Source organism: Pseudomonas migulae NBRC 103157 (genome assembly GCF_002091715.1).
Classification (GTDB): Bacteria; Pseudomonadota; Gammaproteobacteria; order Pseudomonadales; family Pseudomonadaceae; genus Aquipseudomonas; species Aquipseudomonas migulae_A.
This window is the reverse complement of sequence record NZ_BDAG01000024.1, coordinates 60,659-82,918: the sequence shown is the minus strand read 5'-3', so window position 1 is coordinate 82,918 and position 22,260 is coordinate 60,659. Positions and strand designations below refer to the sequence as shown.

Here is a 22,260-nt window from a genome sequence, read left to right as displayed (position 1 = left end):
GTATCGGCAACAGTTCGTACCTCCTGTCCAACAACAAGAACGACGAGGACCTTTCATGACTTCCCAATCGTCACTGCTCAGCCGGGTTGAAAACGGTATCGCCTGGGTCACCCGCGCAACTGGAGCGGTGGCTTGCTCGACCCGAACTGAGGGCTGGCAGTTTCGGTGTATAGGGAGGCCTCATCGCCAGTAAGCCGGCGCCTACGAAATCGGTGTCGTGCATCAGACTCCCGCATCACACAAAACCTGTAGTAGCCGGCTTGCTGGCGATAGCGTCTGCCCAAGCACCGCAACTTTTCGACCGACTCCGGTCGTGAACTAGACTGACTCCCACATTGAACGGTGGGAGCAACCAGCGTGGCGCTATTCAAATGGACTCGTTGATCACCGCGGCTGCACGGGCACTGGCGGCGGGTGATCCGCTGGGTGCGCTGGACCGGATCGCGTTGCGCGATGACGCGCCAGCGCTCGCCTTGCGCGGCATTGCGATGGCGCAGCTCGGCGATCTGGTTCGGGCGAAGGCGCTGGTAAAAAGTGCGGCGCGAGCATTCGGGCCAAAGGAGGCGTTGGCGCGGGCGCGGTGCGTCGTGGCCGAGGCCGAGATTGCCCTGGCTTCGCGAGACCTGGGCTGGCCGGTGAAAGCCCTTGAGGCGGCGCGGGTCACGCTTGAGGCGCACAGTGACCGGGTCAACGCGGCTCATGCGCGCTGTCTGCAGATTCGGCGATTGTTGCTGATCGGCCGGCTCGACGAGGCGGATGTTCTGCTGGCCACGCTGGATCCTGCGCCGTTGCCGCCTGCTTTGCGCGCCGCCCATGAATTGGTGGTGGCCGGGATTGCCATCCGGCGGCTGCAATCGAAAATGGCTCGGCATGCCCTGACGAGGGCCGAGCATGCTGCGCGTGAAGCCGGTATTCCGGCGCTGACGGCGGAAGTCGAAAACGCATTTCTCGTTCTCGACACCCCGGCAGCACGGCTGATCGTCCACGGCGAAGAGCGACCTTTACTCCTGGAAGAAGTCGAAGCCTTGCTCGGTTCGACCTCGCTGGTAATCGACGCGTGCCGGTATGTCGTGCGCGGCGCCGGCATGTCGGTGTCGCTCGCCAAACGTCCCGTGTTGTTTACCCTCGCGCGCGCGTTGGCCGAAGCCTGGCCGGGCGACGTGCCGAGGGAAGTACTGATCCGTCGGGCGTTCCGCCTGAAGCTCTCGGACGAGTCCCACCGGGCACGGCTGCGCGTCGAAGTCGGGCGCCTGCGCGCGGCGCTGAAACCCTTGGCCGGTATCATCGCCACCCAACACGGGTTTGCGTTGGTGGCGCTGGTTTCATCCGATGTCGTGGTGCTGGCTCAACCGGTTGAAGAGAAGTTTGCGGCGCTGTTTGCCTTCCTCGCCGATGGCGAATCCTGGTCGAGTTCAGCGCTGGCCTTGGCCCTTGGCACCAGTCAGCGCACGGTGCAACGCTCGCTCGACACACTGGCGGCGGCCGGCAAGGTGCAGTCATTCGGGCATGGACGGGCGCGGCGCTGGATGACGCCGCCGGTGCCGGGTTTCGCGACGACCTTGTTACTCCCGGCGCCTCTGCCAAGTGATTAGGATCAACGCCACGAACCCCGGAAAAGGAAACTGACATGAAACATTCAACCGCAGAAATCCTTCGTGAATACGGCCCGTTCAGCGGTGTCGACAGCGTGCATGGCGTGACCTGGGACGGCGAGCGCGTCTGGTTTGCCAGTGGTGAAAAGCTCATCGCCCTTGACCCGCAAAGCGGCAAGACCTTGCGTTCAATCGATGTCACCGCCGACGCGGGCACGGCCTTCGACGGCCGGCATCTGTTCCAGATCGCCGCCGATCGCATTCAGAAAATCGATCCGCAGACCGGCAAGGTACTCAACACCATTCCGGCCCCGGGCGGCGGCAATGATTCCGGGCTGACCTGGGCCGAAGGCACGTTGTGGGTCGGCCGCTATCGCGACCGGAAAATCCACCAGATCGACCCAGAGTCCGGTGCGATTCTGCGTACGATTGAGTCGAACCGCTTCGTCACCGGCGTGACCTGGGTGGACGGGCAGTTGTGGCATGGGACCTGGGAAGGGGATGAAAGCGAACTGCGTCGCGTGGACGCCAAAACTGGGGAAGTGCTGCACAGCGTCAGGATGCCGGCCGGTGTCGGCGTGTCGGGGCTGGAATCCGACGGCGGCGATCAGTTCTTCTGCGGCGGTGGTGGCAGTGGAAAGGTGAGGGCGGTGCGACGGCCTGCGTGACACCGCATGATATTCGCTGCGCGACCGGCCTCAAGGCGCTCCAAACAACATCGTCCAGTAAACCCCTTCGTCACTGCGCGAGTCCGTCGCGTAGGCGAACCCTACTTGAGTGAACAGCGGGCTCATCAGGTTGGCGCAATGTCCGGGGCTGGCGAGCCAGCCTGCCATTGCCTTGCTCGGTGAGCCTTGGCCCGCGGCGATGTTTTCGCCGATCTGGCGACCACGGAATCCGGCAGCTCTCGCACGGTCGGCGGGCGTATCACCGTCGGGATCGCGATGGGCGAAGTAATTTCCGTAAGCCATGGCCTTGCTGTGGCCCTGCGCGGCTGCCCCGAGGCTGGCATTCCAGGCCAGTGGTCGGGCAGCGGCGAAGCGCTGACGCCCGCAAAGGCGCGGTTTCGCCCGTGCAGCGTTGACCTGGGCGAGCAAGGCTCGGCTGACGGCTCGCGTGTCGTCCATTTGGCTGTCCAGCACCGGTCGCGCCAGCACCACTTGCCATTCGCTACGGCTGCGGCTGACGCCGATATCGGCGTATTGGCTATCCAGCAATGCCGTGCAGTAGTCGCTTTGCAGCAGATCGAACGCCTCATCGGCATCTTGTGCGCCGACCACGCGCAGGGTACGCACGCTGACGGCTTGGTAACCGGACGCTTTCAATCGGTCGCGCAAACCGCCGCCGTAGCCGATCGGCAGGGCCAGGTTGGATTTCAGCGTGAGCGGCGACAACCGTTGGGCGGGACGCCGCTCGCAATGCTCGGGGTGGGCACGGTAATCGTTGATGGCTTCCACCAGTTGCCGTTCCGCGCCGGCGTGGGCGGGGCGGGTGATAACAGCAAGCAGGGTAAACAGGCACAGCGAAGTCAAGCGCAAGGCGTGGGCGGTTTGGCGCATGGAGAGACAGCTCTGAAGAGATGACAACGGTTAGGGGAGGAATTGGCGCCGCTGTAAGACTGAGGAGCTGAAACAAGGTTCACGGCGCAGGAGGGCATATTTACCGGCGACAGCATGCGTCCGACAGACGTACTGCGGCGGCGGTGGCTGCGGGAAGGAGAGGGCGGTGCGACGGCCCACATGAATCACCGCTGGCGAAAAAACACCGCTAAACCTGTAGGAGCCGGCTTGCTGGCGATGGCGTCTTCGAGACCGCCTTCGCCAGCAAGCCGGCTCCTACACTCCGATGTTGTCCGAAAAAACAGGCATGTTCATGTTCCGTAGGAGCAAGGCTTGCTGGCGATGGTGTCTTCGAGACCGCCTTCGCCAGCAAGCCGGCTCCTACACTCCGATGTTGTCCGAAAAAACAGGCATGTCCATGTTCCGTAGGAGCGAGGCTTGCCCGCGAAGGCGGCTTCACGTACACCGCCACCTTTAAAGCAAGATTCACCCCCCCCAACCCTCCCGCACCGCTGTGCGAATGCCCTCCAGCAACATCGCAAACGCCGGGTTGTCGTTGTTCTCCCGCCAGATCAGATGTAACTCGCTCTGCACACCTTCGCCCAGATCGATGTCGCGAAACACCACATTCTTGAACACCACACTGGTCGCGCAACGCGGCACCAGCGCCAACCCCATGCCGGCGTTGACCAACGCCAGAATCGTCAGCGACGAGCCGAGCCATTGCACGTATTCCGGGGCGACGCGGGCCGAGCGCAACATACCGGTCAGCAGTTCGTTGAACGGCGGGTAAGCGGCGTGGGAGTACATTAGAAACGGTTGTGCATCGAGGTCATTGACCGACACGTTTTCAGCGTTGGCCAGCCGGTGATTGCTGGGCACGGCGAGGACAAACGGCTCGCGCACCAGGCATTCGGTGGCGTAACCCGGCTCCAGCAACGGCGCACGGACGATGCCCAGATCGATACGGCGGGCACGCAGGGCTTCGTGTTGCTGGTAGGTGTTCATTTCCGACAGGTCGATTTTCACGTGTGGCTGTTTGAGCCGGGCTTCGGCAATCACCTTGGGCAGGAACTCGTACACCGCGCTGCCGACGAAACTGATGTTCACCGAGCCGATATCGCCTTCGGCAAAGCGTCGGGCGGTGGCGGCGGCTTGCTGGGCGCGCTCCAGCAGGTTCTGCGCTTCGATAAAGAAAGCGCGGCCGGCAGCGGTCAGGGCGACGCTGCGGGTGGTGCGGGTGAACAGCTCCACGCCCAAATGGTGTTCCAACAGTTGAATCTGCCGGCTGAGCGGCGGTTGCGTCATGTTCAACCGTTCGGCGGCGCGACGGAAGTTGAGTTCGGTTGCCACCGTGGTGAAGCAGCGCAGTTGAGTCAGTTCGAACATTGATCTAATCCAGGTATCAATCGAATGCCAAGTTAGATTAGACGGGATCAATGTCCGCGTCCATGATCGGCCCGTCCCTAAAAAAACAATGAACGGGAGTCGCCCCTTGAATACCCTCCAGAGTCCGCCGGACCCGACTGTGCTCGCCCGCGCAGCGGCCAAGGTCAAGCGCCATGTGCTGCCGCTGTTCGTGGTGATGTTCATCGTCAACTACATCGATCGCGTCAATATCGGCTTCGTGCGCAGCCACTTGGAAACTGACCTGGGCATCGGCGCCGCCGCTTACGGCCTCGGCGCCGGGCTGTTCTTCATCGGTTACGCAATCTTCGAAGTCCCCTCCAACCTGCTGCTGCAGCGCTACGGTGCCCGCGCCTGGCTGACGCGCATCATGTTCACCTGGGGCGCGGCGGCCATGGCCATGGCGTTCGTGCGCGGTGAAACCAGCTTCTATGTGCTGCGTTTCATACTCGGCGCGGCCGAGGCGGGTTTCTTCCCCGGCATCATTTACTACTTCACCCAATGGCTGCCGTCGACCGAACGCGGCAAGGCCATGGCGATCTTCCTCAGCGGCTCGGCCATTGCCTCGGTGATTTCCGGGCCGGTTTCCGGTGCATTGCTGAACGTCAGCGGTTTCAGCCTGCACGGCTGGCAGTGGATGTTCCTGATCGAAGGCTTTGCCTCGATCGTGCTGTGTGGTTTCGTTTGGTTCTGGCTGCAGTCCCATCCACGCCAGGCGAACTGGCTGAGCACGGAAGAAAAGGACGCGCTGGTGGGCGCCATCGCCTTCGAACAGCAGGCCCGCGAAGCCACGCAGACGGTCAAGCCGTCGATGTTCAAATTGCTCGCCGACAAACAGATCGCACTGTTCTGCTTCATCTACTTTTCCATCGCCCTGACCATCTACGGCGCCACGTTCTGGCTGCCGAGCATGATCAAGAAAATGGGCAACCTCGGCGACTTCCAGGTGGGCCTGTTCAACTCGATTCCGTGGATCATTTCCATTATCGCGATGTATGGCTTCGCCGCCATGGCCAGCAAATGGAAGCACCAGCAGGCCTGGGTTGCCTTGACGCTGGTGATTGCCGCGTTCGGCATGTTCATGTCCACCACCGGCGGGCCGGTTTTCGCCTTCGTCGCCATCTGTTTTGCGGCGATCGGTTTCAAGGCCGCCTCGGCGTTGTTCTGGCCGATTCCCCAAGGCTATCTGGACGCACGCATCGCCGCGGCAGTGATCGCCTTGATCAACTCCATCGGCAACCTTGGCGGTTTCGTGGCGCCGACGGCGTTCGGTTTCCTCGAGCAAAAAACCGGTTCCATCGAAGGCGGCCTCTACGGTCTGGCGGCCACTTCGCTGGTGGCTGCGGTGGTGATCTTCTTTGCCCGCACCGCCCCGCGGGGCGATGCCCACAGCGTACTGAAGGGTAAGCCGGTCAACACCGCATCAGCGTCCACCTCTTTAAGTCACCCCGCTTTGAAACCTGATCCAAAGGGAGCAACCTCTTGAAAATCAAACGAGTCACCGTCACCCCCATCGCTTTCCGTGATCCGCCGCTGCTCAATGCCAGCGGGATTCACGAGCCTTTCGCGCTGCGCTCGATCATCGAAATCGAGAGCGACAATGGCTACATCGGTCTGGGTGAAAGTTACGGCGACGCGCCAGCGCTGTTGATCCAGCAACAACTGCAATCGCAACTGATCGGCCTCGACCCGTTCAACCTCAATCAGCTGCGCCGCATCGTCCAGGCCACGGTGGCGGCGAACAAGCCCGCGAGCATTGCCGGTGCCGAACTGGCGCCGGGCTCACACGCCAGCAAAGCGGTGAGCAACGCGTATTCGGCGTTCGAAGTGGCGTTCCTGGATTTGCAGGCGCATTCGTTGAACGTGCCGTTGGTGGACTTGCTGGGCGGGGCGATCCGCGATGAGATTCCGTTCAGCGCCTACCTGTTTTTCAAGTACGCGCAACATGTCGATTCACCCTACAAGCCAGACAACTGGGGTGAGGCGTTGAACGAAGAACAGATCGTCGCCCAGGCGCGGCGGATGATCGAGGCTTATGGCTTCAGAAGCATCAAGCTCAAGGCTGGCACGTTGCCGCCTGAGCACGAAGTGTCGTGCATCAAGGCCCTGAAAAAAGCCTTCCCCGGTTACCCGCTGCGCATCGACCCGAATGGCAACTGGTCACTGGAAACCTCGATCCGCATGGCTGAATTGCTTGGCGATGACTTGCAGTATTACGAAGACCCGACGCCGGGCCTCGACGGCATGGCCGAGCTGCACAAACGCACCGGGCTGCCGCTGGCGACCAACATGGTGGTCACCGATTTCGATGAGTTTCGTCGCAGCGTGGCGTTGAACAGCGTGCAGATCGTCCTCGCCGACCACCATTACTGGGGAGGCCTGCGCGACACTCAGGCGCTGGCGAAAATGTGCGACACCTTTGGTCTTGGCGTGTCGATGCATTCCAACTCGCACCTGGGCATCAGCCTGATGGCGATGGCGCATGTGGCGGCGGCGGTGCCCAATCTGGATTACGCCTGCGACACCCATTACCCGTGGCAGGAACCGGATGAAGAAGTGATCAAGGGCGGCAAGCTGCCGATCGTCGATGGCTGCGTGAAAATCACCCGCGCACCCGGGCTGGGACTCGAACTGGATCAGGATCAGTTGGGCAAGCTGCACGATCAATACCTGTCCTGCGGCATACGCCAGCGCGATGACGTGAAACAGATGCAGCGCTACAAACCGGACTGGAAGGCAGTCAAGCCGCGGTTTTGAGTTCGGTCAGCAAACGTTCTATTTGCGCCAGTTCCCAGGTGCTGAGCAAACTCACCGGGTCGGTGCCATAACGTTGCCAGCTGTCGAAGGTCCCCTCGCGGCCATCCGGGCACTGGCAATGCTGGCAGTGGCGAAGGTGGGTGCCATCGAGATCAAGGGTCAGGCGCCAGCCCTCGATGTCGACGTGCACCACGCCGGACTCGGATTGTTCGCCCACTAGTCGCAGCGGACGAACCTCCAGCGAGGCATCGCGCAATACCTGGTAAATCTCGCGGGCGATCAGCGGTGGCACGGGGTTCTCCGGTGGGCAGGTCGGGATGTATGAGGAGTCCGGGACGACATAAACCTTGTAGGAGCCGGCTTGCTGGCGATAGCGTCGGATCAGTCAAAAAACAGGTTGGCTGACCCACCGCTATCGCCAGCAAGCCGGCTCCTACAAGGGAGCAGGCGTTCAGACGGTTTATGGGGAAATGATCCCGTGATCGATCGCGTATTTGACCAGCGCTGCCGGTTTGTCGATGTTGAGTTTGCGGCGGATGCTCAGTCGATGGGTTTCTACGGTGCGCACGCTGATGTCCAGGTCGCGGGCCATTTCCTTGTTGTTCATCCCTTGGGCCATTTTGTACAACACCTGGCTTTCACGGGGTGTCAGCTCGTTGTCGGTACTTTTATCGGCGATCAGCCGCTGGGCAATTTCGGCGCTGTAGAACGTTCCGCCGCTGGCAATGGCTTCGATGGCTGCAATGATTTCCCGTGACGGCGCGTTCTTCAGCACATACCCGCTGGCACCCGAGCGCACGGACTCACTCACGTATTCGTAATTGTCGTACATGCTGAGCACCAGCACTTTGAGCGACGGGTACTGGCTGCGCAGCAACCGGGTCAGCTCCAGGCCGTTCATGTCCTTGAGGCTGATATCTACCAGTAACAGGTCTGGCTTGCAGCGACCGACCATCTCGATGGCGTCCGCACCATTTTCCGCTTCGCCGACCACTTCCAGCGGGGCCATGACGGACAGCAGCGCCTTGATCCCGTCTCGGACCAAAGAGTGATCGTCGACCAGGGCGACGCGGATCGGGGAGGGCAGGTTTATCACGGGCATTCACTCTTATTGTCAGGTCAGCGTTTTGCGCCGGGCATTTTCATCGGCAGCAGCACGTCCAGCTCACTTCTTCCCGGCATCGAAATCAGGTCGAATCGACCCCCGAAATGCTCGACACGCTCACGGATATTGCGCAGGCCAATGCCGGCGTGACGACGTTCGACCTGGGCGACGTTGAAGCCGACACCGTCATCGACCACCGTCAGCCGTATGGATTCTTCAGACCCGTGCAGGGTAATGGAAACGTTTTTCGCCTGGGCATGGCGTTCAATATTGGTCAGGCCTTCCTGCACGATGCGGAACAGCGAGACCGCCGCGCCTTCGACCAGATGGCAGTCGAATTCGTTGTCGTTGTAAGTCACCGTGAGGCCGCTGCGCTGCTCGAATTCCTCGGCAAGTTGGCCGATCGCCGCCGACAGCCCCAGGGTGTCGAGCAAGGATGAGCGCAGGTCGTGGGAGAGGCTGCGAACTTCGCCAATCGCTTCCCCCAGCCGCTCGGTGGCCTCTCTCAAAATGCTCAAGCCTTTGTCCTGTCCGTTCTCCAGGACATGGCTGGCCAGTTCGAACTGGAACTTGATCGAGACCAGTACCTGACTGATCCCGTCGTGCAGCTCTCGGGAAACCCGCGAGCGCTCTTCCTCCTGCAGACTGACGATGCGTTGGGTCAGGCGTTGGAGTTTCTTGTCGGCCAGACGGTGTTCGCTGACATTCAGCGTCATGCCGCTGGCAAACACGAACAGCACGGCCACAAGGGCGACGGCGGCAATCGCCAGCATGGTTTTGCGGATGCCCATCGCCACTTCGTCACGGGCCTGCTGAGTGGCGCGTTCAACGTCTTCAAGGTAAATGCCGGTGCCGAGCATCCAGCCCCAGCGATCCAGCATCACCACGTAGGCGAGTTTGTCGGTCACCTGGCCGGAGGAGGGTTTGTTCCAGGCGTAGCGCTGAAAACCTTCGCCCGATTGCGCACTCTGGAGCAAGGCCTGGATCACCGGCAGGCCGTGCGGGTCTTTCATGTCCCACAAATACTGGCCCACCAGCTCCGATTGCCGCGCGTGCATCAGGCTGCGGCCCTCGCGGTCGTACACGAAGAAGTAGCCATTGATGCCAAAGCTGAGTTTGCGCAGTTCTTCCAGCACTTGCTGCTGGGCGCGCGCGTCACCTTGGCCATTGTCGTATAGCGGCGCGATCAGGCTCTGGGCCATTTCCACGTAGTTTTTCAGTTCGGCGCGCTTGCTGGCCAGGATGCTGTCTTCGATCAGCTGCGCCTGTTGATCACCCAGCTGGCGGTTCAGGGAAATCACCAGTGCACAGATGACAGCGATCGCCAGCACCAGCGGCAGAATCCCGAGCGCGACGATTTTGTGTTTGAGCTGCATCTGGGCTCCTGTCCGGACCGGGGGAAGGCGAAGGCCGGCATCATATGCCAAAGATACGCGCGTCCAGTAGCGCTGCTGGACGGAATGACCTGTGGTTATCCGGGCGACACCGAATTGTAGGAGCCGGCTTGCTGGCGATGGCGGCGTAACTGATACACCGCATCGCCTGGATCGCCTGGATCGCCTGGATCGCCAGCAAGCCGGCTCCTACAGATTACGCGCCTCTACGTAGAACTACGTAGAGGTCGCGTACGTAGTAACGCGGATTTATTTGTGGACGGCATGCGCGGATATTGGGCCAGCTCCGCACAGCGGACACAATTATAAAAATTACCGCCGCAGTCACTGGCTGTCGGCAGGAGACACGCTATGCCCCGTCTGGCTAAACACCTTGCCTGGTTTGCCGTGGCTGTTCTGGGAGCGTTTGCGCTGAGTGTCGTGGCCCTGCGCCGCGGCGAAGCGATCAACGCCCTCTGGATAGTAGTCGCAGCCGTCGCTATCTACCTCGTCGCTTATCGCTACTACAGCCTGTTCATCGCCAACAAGGTGATGCAACTCGACCCCAATCGAGCCACGCCCGCTGTACTCAATAACGATGGTCTGGACTACGTCCCCACCAACAAACACGTGCTGTTCGGTCACCACTTCGCGGCCATCGCTGGCGCGGGCCCGCTGGTCGGTCCGGTCCTGGCGGCGCAGATGGGCTACTTGCCCGGCACGCTGTGGCTGATTGCCGGCGTGGTGCTGGCCGGTGCGGTTCAGGACTTCATGGTCCTGTTCATGTCCACCCGCCGCAACGGCCGTTCACTCGGTGACATGGTCCGTGAAGAAATGGGCCGCATCCCCGGTACCATCGCGCTGTTTGGCTGCTTCCTGATCATGATCATCATCCTCGCGGTGCTGGCGCTGATCGTGGTCAAAGCCCTGGCCGAAAGCCCATGGGGCATTTTCACGGTGATGGCGACCATCCCGATCGCGATGTTCATGGGCATCTACATGCGCTACATCCGTCCGGGCCGCATCGGCGAAATCTCCGTGATCGGTGTATTGCTGCTGCTCGGTTCGATCTGGCTGGGCGGGCAGATTGCCGCCGATCCGGTCTGGGCCAAGGCCTTCACCTTCACGGGCATCCAGATCACCTGGATGTTGATCGGCTACGGTTTCGTGGCTGCGGTACTGCCGGTATGGCTGATCCTGGCACCGCGTGACTACCTCTCCACGTTCCTGAAAATCGGCACCATCATTGCGTTGGCGATCGGCATCCTGATCACCATGCCTGATCTGAAAATGCCGGCATTGACCCAATTCATCGACGGCACCGGCCCGGTGTGGAAGGGCGGTCTGTTCCCGTTCCTGTTCATTACCATCGCCTGTGGCGCGGTTTCCGGTTTCCATGCGCTGATTGCTTCCGGCACCACGCCGAAGTTGCTGGCGAGTGAAGGCCATGCCCGCTACATCGGTTACGGCGGCATGCTGATGGAATCCTTTGTCGCCATCATGGCGATGGTTGCCGCGTCGGTGATTGAGCCAGGTGTGTATTTCGCCATGAACAGTCCAGCCGCCATTGTCGGCGCTGACGCGGTTTCGGTTGCTCAAACCGTCAGCAGTTGGGGTTTCCTGATTACTCCGGAAGCGCTGGAAGCGGTGGCCAGGGACATCGGTGAAACCACCATCCTGGCCCGTGCCGGCGGTGCGCCGACCCTGGCGGTCGGTATCGCGCAGATCCTGCACCACGTCCTGCCGGGTGAAAACACCATGGCGTTCTGGTACCACTTCGCGATCCTGTTCGAGGCGCTGTTCATCCTGACCGCGGTAGACGCCGGCACCCGTGCCGGACGCTTCATGCTCCAGGATTTGCTCGGCTCCTTCGTGCCGGCGCTGAAACGCACCGAATCCTGGACCGCCAACCTGATCGCCACCGCCGGTTGTGTGGCGATGTGGGGTTACTTGCTCTACCAAGGCGTGATCGATCCGCTGGGTGGCATCAACACCTTGTGGCCGCTGTTCGGCATCTCCAACCAGATGCTGGCCGGTATCGCGCTGATGTTGGCGACGGTTGTGCTGATCAAAATGAAGCGTCAACGCTACGTCTGGGTGACCATGCTGCCTGCGGTCTGGTTGCTGATTTGCACCACCACCGCCGGCTTCATCAAGCTGTTCGACGCCAACCCGGCCATCGGTTTCCTCGCGCTGGCCAAGAAGTACAGCGATGCCTTGGCCAACGGTCAGGTACTCGCACCGGCCAAGAGCATCGAGCAGATGCAGCACGTAATCTACAACGCCTACACTAACGCGACGCTGACGGCGCTGTTCCTGCTGGTGGTCTTCAGCATCCTGTTCTTCGCGCTCAAGGTCGGTATCGCCGCCTGGGGAACCAAGGAACGCACGGATAAAGAAGCGCCATTCCAGGCCTTGCCGGATGCTTGATCGAGGAGTGCAGCATGTTCAATGACCTGAGTCGCCTCGGTAAATACCTCGGTCAGGCCGCGCGCCTGATGGTCGGCATGCCCGACTACGACACTTACGTCGAGCACATGCAGACCAAACACCCGGACAAACCGGTGATGAGTTACGAGGTGTTCTTCCGGGAACGCCAGGAAGCTCGTTATGGCAGCAAGGCCGGGCCGAAGTGCTGTTAATACAACAGCCGGCTTGATGCAATCCCTGTGGGAGCGGGCTTGCTCGCGAAAGCGGTGTGTCATTCAACATTAATGTCGACTGACACGACCTCTTCGCGAGCAAGCCCGCTCCCACATTTGTTTTGTACGCAGCGACTCTCAGGGTTTACGTTCGATAATGGTTCGCCCGGGCTCATTGCGACAAATCAGTTGATCCCGGTAATGGTCACATATCGCTTTCAGCACATCAGCCGCACAAGCCCCGCTGATCCTTCTATCAATGGCAAAACTCGCCACGTCCCCTTTCAATTGAACATCGACCCCTGACACTGTCTCCAGTCGCTGTTTGATCTCCCCAAGCGTCCAGGGCTTGTCCTTGAAAATAATACTGTCGGCCGGATAGTGGTTATTCAGCCACCAATAGATGCCGCCCAATACAGCGAAGCAAGTCAGCAGGCAAAGCAGGGGAGGCGGCAACTTCAAGTGGACTTTGTCATAGATGATTTCCGTGAGCGCTTGCCAGAGTTTCAGGCGAAAGGACAAACCAAGGCCCACAAGCAGCAAGATCGCGGCGCCGATCATCGCCACCATCAAACCCGTCCGGTCAAGGTCCGATAACTCTTCGAGGCATGTGAAGTTCATGACCTTCACCTCTGTGCTGGCGAGAAGTAAAGAACGCGCAGTTGAATATCTTTTCTGTAATTGATCTGGACATAACCGCGACCCAGTTCAACCTCGTTCTCGGCATCCCACTTGAGGGTATGCGGCTCTTTTTTGCCGAGGAAAATCGCTTCCAGTTCGCCGCTGTATTTGTGTGCCACGTCCTGAATCACGGCATCCAGCTGCTTGATTGGCGCTTCTGCTATTTGCGGGGCTGCGCGAAACAGGCTCGCGCGGGCCATGACGGGCAAACTGCGCGCTATGAATTTTTGCTCGCTCAGAGGCGTGACATTGCCTGTTTTTATGAACTCGAGATAACGACTGAAAATATCCGGTGCGACGTCTAACTGTGCCTGCAGAGTATTGGTGCCCAGCCTCGGATTGGTCAGCACATCTGGATTGGCGCCGATACCGGCGAAGGAGATCTCGCAGATACTGGCCTTTGCGTACATGAATACGCCACAGGCGCCACTCGTGCCGTAGGCTTGATAGTCCCGGCTGCTGAACTCGCACTCGCAGGTTTTGCCATCGGCCAGAGCGTTGCTTGCAAGCGATGCAGCAAGAAGGAGTCCGCCTAGGACCCGGGCGGATAATCTCGGATATAACGGCATAGGAAGGTCGACCTCTTTTCATGGAGAGGAAGATGCGTTGTGTTGAGCGTAGCGGGAGGTTTAAATCTTTGCCCGTGCAGGGAAGGGCACTCAATCGCGGTTTACGGCAACTCCTCCCATTTGACATCAGCCAAATCGGATTTTTCAGCATGGTCGAGCAACTTCGCGTGATTGTCCTGGACGTTGTCTTCCCCGTACAAAAGGCCCACGCCTGCGTGCAGACACGCGTAGTACCACGCATCTTCATCGGTCATGTGAGTGTCCGGCTGGACAAACTTTCGACGCGAGCCATTCAAACAGTAAGTGATTTCAAAATGCCGAGAGCGCATCAGCCAATTCTCCAGGTGATGCGGCTCCGACATTAGTGGCTTAGTGCCAGTTCCCTTTTATTTTTCGGGCGTCTTTCTGACTCTGCATAGCGCGGAGGTTTTTTTTATCCTGGAAAAGCGTTCCCGTCGTAACGGCCTAAGCTTCATCTACACCCGAATCTCGCATAATCCTGAGGTGCAACATGAACCGGAAGACGTTGTACTGCGTCGTCATCGCCATTGCCCTGGGCGGTTGCGCCTCTACGCCACAACGCGTCATCAAGCCTGTCACCCCAACAGCTGCGGCACTTGATGATGCTCAGATCCGCAGCACGCTGATCGGCCACAAACTGAACAATATCGGCAAGACCGGATTGCCCTATTCATTGAGCTTCAATGCAGACGGCACCGAAATTTTTGCGCTGCAGGGCAATCCTCCAGAGACAGAACACTGGACAACCAAGGACGGCGTGATTTGTTTCACGGGCGCCAAAATCAAGAAAGAATGCTATCGACTGAAGAAGGACAATGACGATTACTGGCTGGTGCATCCGGATACCGGAGCGGTGCACTATCACTACACACTGACTCCCCAATAGTTGATTGACAGGCAAAGGAGACGAGCGCTTGCTGATTGATGGCATGGAATACCGGTTTGAGATCGCATCGAGCGTAACGCCAGGGCATGACGGACTCGGCATTGAGTGCTGGCGAGGAGGGGATATGGTGTTTGAAGTGTTTCGAAATGATCAAACACTCAAGTTCGAAGTCACCCTGTTCATGCAGGATGTGCCGCTGGAGCTGTTGGAGGAAATCATTCCAACGGCGCGGGCGCGATTGGGGGCGTTTGTTCCGGATTGATACCGGGATGAACACTGTCGATGAAAAGGGGGGGGGCGTGAACCTCCAATCGTTGTGACAGCGATAATGTCGTGAGGGGGCATCAGGGCGCGCTAATTGATCTGCACAATGACCGGACCTTCCGTGATGACCGGTGGGAACGCATGGATGTGCGAGGCGTTTTTCTCAATCCATTCGCGTGCGACTTTCATGCTCTCATCGGTGCCGGCCTTGTCCGTGCAAACCGTTATCGATATACCGCCATCACCGAGAGGCAGCAGTGTGTAGCTGGCGAGGCCAGGCACTTTGCGCAGGGCAGCCTCGACGTCGGCCTTTTGCTCTTCGAGAAAATCGAAAAGTTTTTTTGCGTCACGACCCGAGTAGGTTCTTATGACCGCGTACATGGTCATCTCCTTTGCGAGTTACCGTCTTGATACCCGTCCGGATTCGCGGGTGGCCGCTATCACTTGGATTTCAGTTCGTCCTGATCTATTCAGCTTAGTCAAACGCCGGTGACAAGCCAAAGGCAACGACCACCGGCAGCTCCCGGCCCAGAGCCGCGGCGGTCGATCAATCAGGCGGCGGGGAGCAGGCCTTTCTGTCTGGCGACATGAGTCGCCAGTGCGTCCATCAAGTCCGGAGACAGGCAGTCATAGGGCTCCAGGCCGATCGAGCGAAGACGCTCACGGATGGCCTTCATTTGCGAGGGCGGTGTGCCGGTTTCGATGATGGAGGACACGAACGCTGCGAAGCCCGGTGGCGCCCATCCGCTCTGGGGAGAGAGCTCGGTGTGGACGAAGTCCAGGCCATAAAAGGCATGGTCCTTGTTTTCGATGCGCCCGAAGAGGTGAGCGTGGCACTGTTTGCAGGCGTGCCGCTGGATGGTGGCGGTTTCGTCGACGATGGCCAGTTTTTCGCCGTGGGCCGTGACGCTGACCTTATCCCGGGGTACCACGGCAATGACGGCGAATATCGCATTTTGCGGTTTCCAGCATTTGCTGCAGCCGCACGCGTGGTTATGCAGGGTTTGCGCGTCGATCCTGACCTCGACCTTGTCGGTCGCACACAGGCATTGCAGGGTGCCACCTTTGAAATCCGCGGCGGCGGGTTGGAAACCATTGTCCAGTACTGGGTGAAGTTTCAAGGTGCTCATGCTGGCGTCTCCGTTTCAGGGTGTCAGACAAAAGTGCCTGGTGCCGTGATCCAGGCCGGTAGTTCATCAGAACGTGATGACCTCCTTCGGTGCGACCGGTCAGTTCAGTACCCGGATCAAGGATAGCGCGCCGTTCGAAGTGTTTACTCTTGGTCGGCAGGCACCACCTTCCAGCTGTCATCCGGGTCAAAACGCTTCATTGACCGTGCCAGTTTCTCACCCTCGGCTCCCAGGTCTTTCTCGAACACCTGACCTTCATGGCTGATCATGAAACTCATGACCCCGGTGTCAGCGTATTTCGCCGGCCAGGCGATCAGTGCAAAGCCACGGCTCATCTTGTCACCGATGAGGTAGCTGTAGGCGCCGCCAGGTGCCGAAGGACCTTGGCCATCAAGAATACGGAAGTGGTAACCGTGCCAGTCTTCGCCGGCAATGGCTTTGCCGAACGAGGATCCCAACGGGCTGATCTGATCGCTATCGTCGTCGGCCCAGTAGAGACCGTCGTGCTTGCCGGCGGTGCTGAAGATTTTCTGCGCATACTCGAGTGCGCCGTCACCGTCACGGTCCTCTGACGAATAGTCCATCTGGGCGTCGTGATAAGTCCGTACCGATTGCAACGCAGCGAGTTCGTTGCGGCCAATTCGACGGGCACGGATTTCGGCCTGGCCGGCCTTGATGTCGAAGCGCCAACCTTTATCGACTTTGACCATGGGTATCGGCAGTGTCCAGTGGTCGCTGCCGACCGACAGAAGCGCCTTGCGGTCGCTGGTTTTTTCAATGGAATGTTGATCGTGGTATTGCTTCAAAAACGCATCCACATCACTGCGCTGAACCCCTTCGCGGGGGATGTAGCTGTGCCATTCATTGCCCAGCAACTCTGTCAGGCGCGCCTGATCGGCGTGTTCCGTACCCAGTGCTTCGACGAACGCTTGAGCGGCCTTTTCCGGCGTCGGGAATGTCTGCTGTGCCGTAACGACACACGACCAGGCCATGCCGGCAGCCATCGCCAATACCTGGGGGAACACGCCCATGAGTAACATTATTCGAGGATTGTTTTTCAACGACGGCCCCCTCGTTGACGCGCGGGTGGATTCGACGGCCGACTGATCTGGTGGCCGGCTGGTCGCGAAGCACTGGCGCGCTGGGCGGATACCTGACTGGCCCGGCCACGACTGGCTTGTGCGTTGGACTGGGCCGGTGATCGCGCGCCGGCGAATGCATTGTTGCGGGCACTGCCCGCGCTGGCGGATGGCCTGTTTTGCGCCATGCCCTGTCCGCGCGGGTTCACCTGAGCGGTCTGCTGCCTGGCTTGCTGGCTCTCCCGAGTGTTTCTGGCATTACCCTGACTTCTGTCGGACGACTTCGCTCTGTCTGTGCCTTGCATCCGATTGTTGGCCGAGGTTGCGGACTGGGCTTCGCGCGCGCGATCCCGGGCTTCGCGGTTGCTGGCGGCAGGTTGTTCGAAGCCGCGCTTGTCCATGGCTCCACGGGCCCGTTCACGAGCCTGGGCCCGCTCGACATTGTCCCCTCGATACGCCTCACGCTGACTGGCACCGTCCAGTTGTCGGCCGTACTGTTCGCGGCTCTTTCTGTCTCGGTAAGGAACACCGTCGCGATGAAGGGTGTTGTGCTGCCACTTGTTCTGATTATTGGTGATTCGGTTGTTGGCGTTGATGTTGTTGTAGCGGTTGACGTCGATGTCGATGTCGTTGTTATCCCAGTCACAGTCACCCCATAGCGCGCCGACGATCGCCACACCGGTACCAAACGCCAGTCCGGCCATCAACGCCGAGCCGGGGTAATAGGCGGGCGGTGGCGGGTAGTAAACAGGGGGGGACGCGGGATAGGACCAGGTCCCGTATGTGGTGGTCGGGTTGTAACTGGGGACGTACACCACCTGTGGATCGGAGGGCTGAATGATGATGGTGGAGGTGCTGCTGGCAGGCGCAGACGCCGAAGTGGCGGTGGTGGGTGCCGGTGCCGCAACGGTTTCGACCGTCACGTTCTGATATTGATTGCTCTGCAGATTGCCTGCCGCTTGCGCCTGATGACGCAGGCGTTGCACTGCCTCCATGGTATCGTCGGGCTGCGCCAGAAAGGCATCCCCCAGGCGTTGTACCCAAACGGGATCCTGCCCCAGCGTTGCCAGCACCTGCGGGAAGGCGACCAGCGCCTGCACACTCGGGTCCCACGTCTGGCTCGCCACTTGTTTGACCGCATCGTCGCCCTTGGCGTCCGGGTGTGACTTGGACCAGGTCACCGCCTCGGTGACTTCGCCGGGGTACGTGGTGGCCATCAGTACCTGGGCCAGCAGCGGATCCGGGTAGAGCGCAATGGGCGCCAGCATTTGATCCAGCTGCTCCTGATTGAACACGGCGTCTTTGACGGCTGCCGTGACGGGCGCGGAATCGGCACCGTTCGCGGTCGCATCCAATGGCTGCGCCAGACAGGAATATCCGTGTAACAACAGTGCCGCGGCCACCGCGAAAAATAATGGAATGCGCATTGGCCCCCCACCTGCTCAGGCAGGCTGGAACGGAATGGATCAATGTCAGGAAGGTTAAAGCCGATTTCGCAAGCCAGGCCTCAGCCTCGATGCTGCTCTCTAATGGTAGCAAACATATTTTTGTTGCCATTGATTCACGGTGGCGAATGGCCGAGTGGTCAGCGCCGGGGGAATCGGGTTGACGGTTTGGGGCGGCTACCACTCGGTAGGCCACGGGTGCCGGTCAAGCGTTTCGCCGCTACAATGCGTGCCTCGACCGTGACAAACCAGATAAAAAAACATGTCTCTACCTAAACATCACCTGGAGCTGCTCAGTCCCGCCCGTGACGTGAGCATCGCCCGCGAAGCCATCCTGCATGGTGCCGACGCCGTGTATATCGGTGGCCCAAGCTTCGGCGCCCGCCACAACGCCTGCAATGAGGTGAGTGAAATCGCCGGACTGGTGGAGTTCGCCCGTCGTTACCACGCCCGGGTGTTTACCACTCTCAACACGATCCTGCATGACAACGAGCTGGAGCCGGCGCGCAAGCTGATCCACGAACTGTACGATGCCGGTGTCGATGCGTTGATTGTCCAGGACCTGGGCGTGATGGAGCTGGATATCCCGCCGATCGAGCTGCACGCCAGCACCCAGACCGACATCCGCACCCTGGCGCGAGCGAAGTTCCTTGATCAGGCTGGCTTCTCCCAACTGGTACTCGCCCGCGAACTGAACCTGCAAGAGATTCGCGCCATTGCCGACGAGACCGACGCGGCGATCGAGTTCTTCATTCACGGCGCGCTGTGTGTGGCGTTCTCCGGCCAGTGCAATATTTCCCACGCGCAGAACGGCCGTAGTGCCAACCGTGGCGACTGCTCCCAGGCCTGCCGTTTGCCGTACACCCTCAAGGACGACCAGGGTCGCGTTGTCGCCTACGAAAAACACCTGCTGTCGATGAAGGACAACAACCAGAGCGCCAACATCCGCGCGTTGGTGGAAGCCGGCGTTCGCTCGTTCAAGATCGAAGGGCGCTACAAGGACATGGGCTATGTGAAGAACATCACGGCCTACTACCGCCAGCGCCTGGACGATGTTCTTGAAGATCGTCCGGACCTGGCCCGCGCTTCCAGTGGCCGCACGGCGCACTTCTTCGTGCCCGACCCGGACAAGACCTTCCACCGTGGCAGCACCGACTACTTCGTCAGCGAGCGCAAGATCGACATCGGCGCCTTCGACTCACCGACCTTCACCGGCTTGCCGGTGGGCGTGGTGGAGAAGGTTGGCAAGCGCGACATGCAGGTAGTGACCTTTGAGCCGTTGTCCAACGGCGATGGCCTCAATGTGCAGGTCAAGCGCGAAGTGGTGGGTTTTCGCGCCAATATCGCGGAGCCCAAGGGCGAGTTCGACGAAGATGGCCAGAAGCGCTACCGCTATCGCGTCGAGCCCAACGAGATGCCGGACGGCATGTACAAGCTACGGCCCAACCATCCACTGAGCCGCAACCTGGACCATAACTGGCAGCAAGCCTTGCAGAAGACGTCCGCCGAACGTCGTATCGGCCTGACCTGGGTCGCACGGCTGGACGAGCAGCGTCTGCAACTGACCGCCACCAGCGAGGAGGGCGTCAGCGCCAGCGTGTCCCTGGACGGCCCGTTCGGTCTGGCCAACAAGCCGGAGCAGGCACTGGAGCAACTGCGAGACCTGCTCGGTCAACTGGGCACCACCGACTACCACGCCACCGCCATTGAACTGGATGCGCCCCAGGCGTTCTTTATCCCCAATTCGCAACTCAAGGCCTTGCGCCGCGAAGCGATCGAAGCATTGACCGCGGCTCGCCTGCTGGCCCACCCACGTGGAGGTCGCAAGGCCGAAACCAACCCGCCGCCGGTGTACCCGGAATCGCACCTGTCGTTCCTGGCCAACGTCTACAACCAGAAGGCCCGCGACTTCTATCACCGTCATGGTGTGAAGCTGATCGACGCGGCGTTCGAGGCTCACGAGGAAACCGGCGAGGTGCCGGTGATGATCACCAAGCACTGCCTGCGTTTCTCCTTCAACCTTTGCCCCAAGCAAGCCAAAGGCGTCACCGGTGTGCGCACCAAGGTCGCGCCGATGCAACTGGTACACGGTGACGAGGTGCTGACGCTGAAGTTCGACTGCAAGCCGTGTGAGATGCACGTCATCGGCAAGATCAAGGGGCACATCCTCGATCTGCCGCAACCGGGCAGCGTCATGGAACCGATCGTCGGTCACATCAGCCCCGAAGACCTGCTCAAGACGATCCCTCGCGCCCCTCACTGAGCGTGACAGGCGAGCGTGCAGGTGTCCTGTTGCGCTCGCATTGGTCTCGCGTCTGCTTGGCCTCATCGGATGCCAACGTCAGAAGGGACGTTGACGAGGCCCGGCGTCTTTTGCGCTTGACGCAACATGACGTTGCGTCCCGCCCCTATTCTCTGAAGGGGTAGTGCCGCCTATTTTGTAGCCCTGAAAACCATCAATGCGAGTGATCTCTCCTGGAGAGTCACCGCTGTCGAATCTCAGGAGTTTATGGAATGGGCGTTTCTACAAGCGGTACAGCAACGACGATACAAAAGGCTTCAATGACCAGAGGGCTGGTACTTCTGTTTGCGTTTTGTTGCGGTGCCATCGTCGCCAACATCTATTACGCACAACCGATCATCAGCTTGATCGCCCCGGATATCGGCATGTCGAATGGCAGCGCGAGCTTTATTGTTTCGCTGACTCAGATTGGTTATGCCCTTGGATTGTTTTTCCTGGTGCCCTTGGCGGACCTGGTAGAAAACCGCCGGCTGATGATCGCGACGATCGTGATGACGATCTTCAGCCTGGTTGCCGCGGGTCTGGCCAAGCAGCCGAGCGTGTTTCTTGTCGTATCGGCACTCATCGGTTTCAGCTCGGTCTCGGTGCAAATGCTTATCCCGTTGGCCGCGCATCTGGCACCGGAAGAATCTCGTGGCCGGGTGGTGGGCGGGATCATGGGGGGCCTGCTGCTGGGGATTCTGCTTGCGCGGCCGCTGTCGAGCCTGGTGGCTGATCATTTCGGCTGGAGGGCAGTGTTCATCGGGGCGGCTGGCTTGATGCTCATCATCTCCATCGTGATCAGCATGACCATGCCCAAATGGCAGCCGGCCCACCGCGCGTCATATGGTCAGTTGCTGATGTCCCTTGGACAACTGTTTTGCCGCGAGCCGGTATTGCGTCAGCGTGCGCTTTATCAAGGGTTGATGTTTGCGGCGTTCAGTTTGTTCTGGACCGCGGTACCGCTGGTGTTGAGTCGTGAGTTTGGCCTGACGCAAAGTCAGATCGCGATGTTCTCTCTGGTCGGCGCCATCGGTGCCGTCGCCGCACCTCTGAGTGGCCGACTCGCTGATGCCGGGCACACTCGACGGGCCTCACAGTTGGCCATGGTGCTGGGCGTGGTGAGCTTCCTTCCGGCCTTCATCAATCCCTTTTACGGCGTGATCGGTTTGGCGGTCACCGGTGTTGCGCTGGATTTTGCGGTGCAGATGAACATGGTGCTGGGCCAACGAGCCGTCTATGCCCTGGGCACCGCCAACAGAGGCCGTCTGAATGCGTTGTACATGATCAGTATCTTCATTGGCGGTGCAATCGGTTCCTCGGTGGCCAGTTCGCTTTATGAACACGCCAGCTGGTTGGCGATTGCAGCGGTGGGGAGTGGATTGTCACTGGTCTCTCTGGTCGTCTTCTCGATTGTTTCTCGTCGCACCGGCCAGGTTCAGTGAGTCAATCGGTCACCACAACGCGCA

Annotated in this window: 22 protein-coding genes; 10 read left to right on the top strand and 12 right to left on the bottom strand. The window is 60.0% G+C overall.

The genetic code is table 11. The annotated features are described in order from the left end of the window. The first annotated feature begins 371 nt into the window (after positions 1–371). Positions 372–1,592: a helix-turn-helix domain-containing protein gene (locus PMI01S_RS18470; protein WP_084321519.1), complete on the top strand. Its 1,221-nt coding sequence runs from the start codon at positions 372–374 to the stop codon at positions 1,590–1,592. Between the two features lie 35 nt (positions 1,593–1,627). Further along, entirely contained in the window at positions 1,628–2,260 is a 633-nt protein-coding gene (locus tag PMI01S_RS18465) for a Vgb family protein (protein ID WP_084321517.1), read from the top strand. Positions 2,261–2,290: 30 nt separating this feature from the next. On the opposite strand, the gene PMI01S_RS18460 is transcribed toward PMI01S_RS18465, so the two are convergent. Together PMI01S_RS18460 and PMI01S_RS18455 are read right to left on the bottom strand one after the other, a co-directional pair. Next, entirely contained in the window at positions 2,291–3,151 is an 861-nt protein-coding gene (locus PMI01S_RS18460) for a CAP domain-containing protein (RefSeq protein ID WP_084321515.1), read from the bottom strand. 486 nt (positions 3,152–3,637) lie between these two features. Continuing rightward, on the bottom strand, positions 3,638–4,540 hold the full coding sequence (locus PMI01S_RS18455) for a LysR family transcriptional regulator (RefSeq protein ID WP_084321513.1): 903 nt from the start codon (positions 4,538–4,540) through the stop codon (positions 3,638–3,640). Positions 4,541–4,646: 106 nt separating this feature from the next. On the opposite strand from PMI01S_RS18455, the gene PMI01S_RS18450 reads away from it, so the two are divergent. Both PMI01S_RS18450 and PMI01S_RS18445 read left to right on the top strand, forming a co-directional pair. Then, positions 4,647–6,044, top strand: coding sequence for an MFS transporter (locus PMI01S_RS18450; RefSeq protein WP_084321511.1), 1,398 nt, complete (start codon positions 4,647–4,649; stop codon positions 6,042–6,044). Next, positions 6,041–7,315, top strand: a complete 1,275-nt coding sequence (locus PMI01S_RS18445) for a glucarate dehydratase family protein (protein ID WP_084321509.1) — start codon at positions 6,041–6,043, stop codon at positions 7,313–7,315. The genes PMI01S_RS18450 and PMI01S_RS18445 overlap by 4 nt, the downstream gene beginning before the upstream one ends. On the opposite strand, the gene PMI01S_RS18440 is transcribed toward PMI01S_RS18445, so the two are convergent. The 3 genes from PMI01S_RS18440 to PMI01S_RS18430 all read right to left on the bottom strand — a co-directional run bounded on the left by PMI01S_RS18440 (position 7,299) and on the right by PMI01S_RS18430 (position 9,796). Then, complete coding sequence (locus tag PMI01S_RS18440; protein ID WP_084321507.1) at positions 7,299–7,607, bottom strand: DUF7693 family protein; 309 nt, start codon at positions 7,605–7,607, stop codon at positions 7,299–7,301. The genes PMI01S_RS18445 and PMI01S_RS18440 overlap by 17 nt on opposite strands. A 168-nt stretch (positions 7,608–7,775) precedes the next feature. Then, a complete protein-coding gene (locus PMI01S_RS18435; RefSeq protein WP_084321550.1) occupies positions 7,776–8,408 on the bottom strand; it encodes a response regulator in 633 nt (210 codons plus the stop codon). Positions 8,409–8,434: 26 nt separating this feature from the next. Then, positions 8,435–9,796, bottom strand: a complete 1,362-nt coding sequence (locus tag PMI01S_RS18430) for a cache domain-containing protein (RefSeq protein ID WP_084321505.1) — start codon at positions 9,794–9,796, stop codon at positions 8,435–8,437. A gap of 369 nt (positions 9,797–10,165) precedes the next feature. On the opposite strand from PMI01S_RS18430, the gene PMI01S_RS18425 reads away from it, so the two are divergent. Beyond that, complete coding sequence (locus PMI01S_RS18425) at positions 10,166–12,223, top strand: carbon starvation CstA family protein (RefSeq protein WP_084321503.1); 2,058 nt, start codon at positions 10,166–10,168, stop codon at positions 12,221–12,223. A 14-nt stretch (positions 12,224–12,237) separates the two neighbouring features. Next, positions 12,238–12,435 carry a YbdD/YjiX family protein gene (locus PMI01S_RS18420; protein ID WP_007900300.1) on the top strand — a complete coding sequence of 66 codons (198 nt, stop codon included), beginning with the start codon at positions 12,238–12,240 and terminating at the stop codon, positions 12,433–12,435. Positions 12,436–12,573: 138 nt separating this feature from the next. On the opposite strand, the gene PMI01S_RS32050 is transcribed toward PMI01S_RS18420, so the two are convergent. From PMI01S_RS32050 to PMI01S_RS32045, 3 genes are all read right to left on the bottom strand, one after another. After that, positions 12,574–13,056 carry a hypothetical protein gene (locus PMI01S_RS32050; protein ID WP_235864433.1) on the bottom strand — a complete coding sequence of 161 codons (483 nt, stop codon included), beginning with the start codon at positions 13,054–13,056 and terminating at the stop codon, positions 12,574–12,576. A gap of 5 nt (positions 13,057–13,061) precedes the next feature. Further along, entirely contained in the window at positions 13,062–13,685 is a 624-nt protein-coding gene (locus tag PMI01S_RS18410) for a hypothetical protein (protein ID WP_139273055.1), read from the bottom strand. A gap of 101 nt (positions 13,686–13,786) precedes the next feature. Further along, positions 13,787–14,014, bottom strand: a complete 228-nt coding sequence (locus tag PMI01S_RS32045; protein WP_307641305.1) for a DUF6555 family protein — start codon at positions 14,012–14,014, stop codon at positions 13,787–13,789. Between the two features lie 182 nt (positions 14,015–14,196). Here PMI01S_RS32045 and PMI01S_RS18400 point away from each other — a divergent pair, with 182 nt between their 5' ends. After that, positions 14,197–14,592 (top strand): hypothetical protein, encoded by a 396-nt coding sequence (locus tag PMI01S_RS18400; RefSeq protein ID WP_084321497.1) that lies wholly within the window; start codon positions 14,197–14,199, stop codon positions 14,590–14,592. Between the two features lie 28 nt (positions 14,593–14,620). After that, positions 14,621–14,854, top strand: coding sequence for a hypothetical protein (locus PMI01S_RS18395; RefSeq protein WP_084321495.1), 234 nt, complete (start codon positions 14,621–14,623; stop codon positions 14,852–14,854). A gap of 92 nt (positions 14,855–14,946) precedes the next feature. On the opposite strand, the gene PMI01S_RS18390 is transcribed toward PMI01S_RS18395, so the two are convergent. The 4 genes from PMI01S_RS18390 to PMI01S_RS18375 form a co-directional block, all read right to left on the bottom strand. Then, the gene (locus PMI01S_RS18390) at positions 14,947–15,237 is read right to left on the bottom strand and encodes a hypothetical protein (RefSeq protein WP_084321493.1); all 291 of its coding nucleotides are present in this window, start codon (positions 15,235–15,237) and stop codon (positions 14,947–14,949) included. A gap of 170 nt (positions 15,238–15,407) precedes the next feature. Beyond that, complete coding sequence (gene gfa / locus PMI01S_RS18385) at positions 15,408–15,986, bottom strand: S-(hydroxymethyl)glutathione synthase (RefSeq protein WP_084321491.1); 579 nt, start codon at positions 15,984–15,986, stop codon at positions 15,408–15,410. 143 nt (positions 15,987–16,129) lie between these two features. Continuing rightward, entirely contained in the window at positions 16,130–17,017 is an 888-nt protein-coding gene (locus PMI01S_RS18380; RefSeq protein WP_084321489.1) for a DUF2950 domain-containing protein, read from the bottom strand. A gap of 26 nt (positions 17,018–17,043) precedes the next feature. Continuing rightward, positions 17,044–18,492, bottom strand: a complete 1,449-nt coding sequence (locus tag PMI01S_RS18375; protein ID WP_084321487.1) for a DUF3300 domain-containing protein — start codon at positions 18,490–18,492, stop codon at positions 17,044–17,046. 280 nt (positions 18,493–18,772) lie between these two features. Here PMI01S_RS18375 and PMI01S_RS18370 point away from each other — a divergent pair, with 280 nt between their 5' ends. Beyond that, positions 18,773–20,773, top strand: a complete 2,001-nt coding sequence (locus tag PMI01S_RS18370; protein ID WP_084321485.1) for a peptidase U32 family protein — start codon at positions 18,773–18,775, stop codon at positions 20,771–20,773. Positions 20,774–21,024: 251 nt separating this feature from the next. Continuing rightward, the gene (locus tag PMI01S_RS18365) at positions 21,025–22,236 is read left to right on the top strand and encodes an MFS transporter (protein ID WP_084321483.1); all 1,212 of its coding nucleotides are present in this window, start codon (positions 21,025–21,027) and stop codon (positions 22,234–22,236) included. The last annotated feature ends 24 nt before the right edge of the window (positions 22,237–22,260 follow it).

Coding starts and splice junctions, on each gene's coding strand:
- PMI01S_RS18470 (WP_084321519.1), top strand. CDS start 372: ATGGACTCGTTGATCACCGCGGCTGCACGGGCACTGGCGGCGGGTGAT.
- PMI01S_RS18465 (WP_084321517.1), top strand. CDS start 1,628: ATGAAACATTCAACCGCAGAAATCCTTCGTGAATACGGCCCGTTCAGC.
- PMI01S_RS18460 (WP_084321515.1), bottom strand. CDS start 3,151: ATGCGCCAAACCGCCCACGCCTTGCGCTTGACTTCGCTGTGCCTGTTT.
- PMI01S_RS18455 (WP_084321513.1), bottom strand. CDS start 4,540: ATGTTCGAACTGACTCAACTGCGCTGCTTCACCACGGTGGCAACCGAA.
- PMI01S_RS18430 (WP_084321505.1), bottom strand. CDS start 9,796: ATGCAGCTCAAACACAAAATCGTCGCGCTCGGGATTCTGCCGCTGGTG.
- PMI01S_RS18425 (WP_084321503.1), top strand. CDS start 10,166: ATGCCCCGTCTGGCTAAACACCTTGCCTGGTTTGCCGTGGCTGTTCTG.
- PMI01S_RS18420 (WP_007900300.1), top strand. CDS start 12,238: ATGTTCAATGACCTGAGTCGCCTCGGTAAATACCTCGGTCAGGCCGCG.
- PMI01S_RS32050 (WP_235864433.1), bottom strand. CDS start 13,056: ATGAACTTCACATGCCTCGAAGAGTTATCGGACCTTGACCGGACGGGT.
- PMI01S_RS18410 (WP_139273055.1), bottom strand. CDS start 13,685: ATGCCGTTATATCCGAGATTATCCGCCCGGGTCCTAGGCGGACTCCTT.
- PMI01S_RS32045 (WP_307641305.1), bottom strand. CDS start 14,014: ATGCGCTCTCGGCATTTTGAAATCACTTACTGTTTGAATGGCTCGCGT.
- PMI01S_RS18400 (WP_084321497.1), top strand. CDS start 14,197: ATGAACCGGAAGACGTTGTACTGCGTCGTCATCGCCATTGCCCTGGGC.
- PMI01S_RS18390 (WP_084321493.1), bottom strand. CDS start 15,237: ATGTACGCGGTCATAAGAACCTACTCGGGTCGTGACGCAAAAAAACTT.
- gfa (WP_084321491.1), bottom strand. CDS start 15,986: ATGAGCACCTTGAAACTTCACCCAGTACTGGACAATGGTTTCCAACCC.
- PMI01S_RS18380 (WP_084321489.1), bottom strand. CDS start 17,017: ATGGGCGTGTTCCCCCAGGTATTGGCGATGGCTGCCGGCATGGCCTGG.
- PMI01S_RS18375 (WP_084321487.1), bottom strand. CDS start 18,492: ATGCGCATTCCATTATTTTTCGCGGTGGCCGCGGCACTGTTGTTACAC.
- PMI01S_RS18370 (WP_084321485.1), top strand. CDS start 18,773: ATGTCTCTACCTAAACATCACCTGGAGCTGCTCAGTCCCGCCCGTGAC.
- PMI01S_RS18365 (WP_084321483.1), top strand. CDS start 21,025: ATGGGCGTTTCTACAAGCGGTACAGCAACGACGATACAAAAGGCTTCA.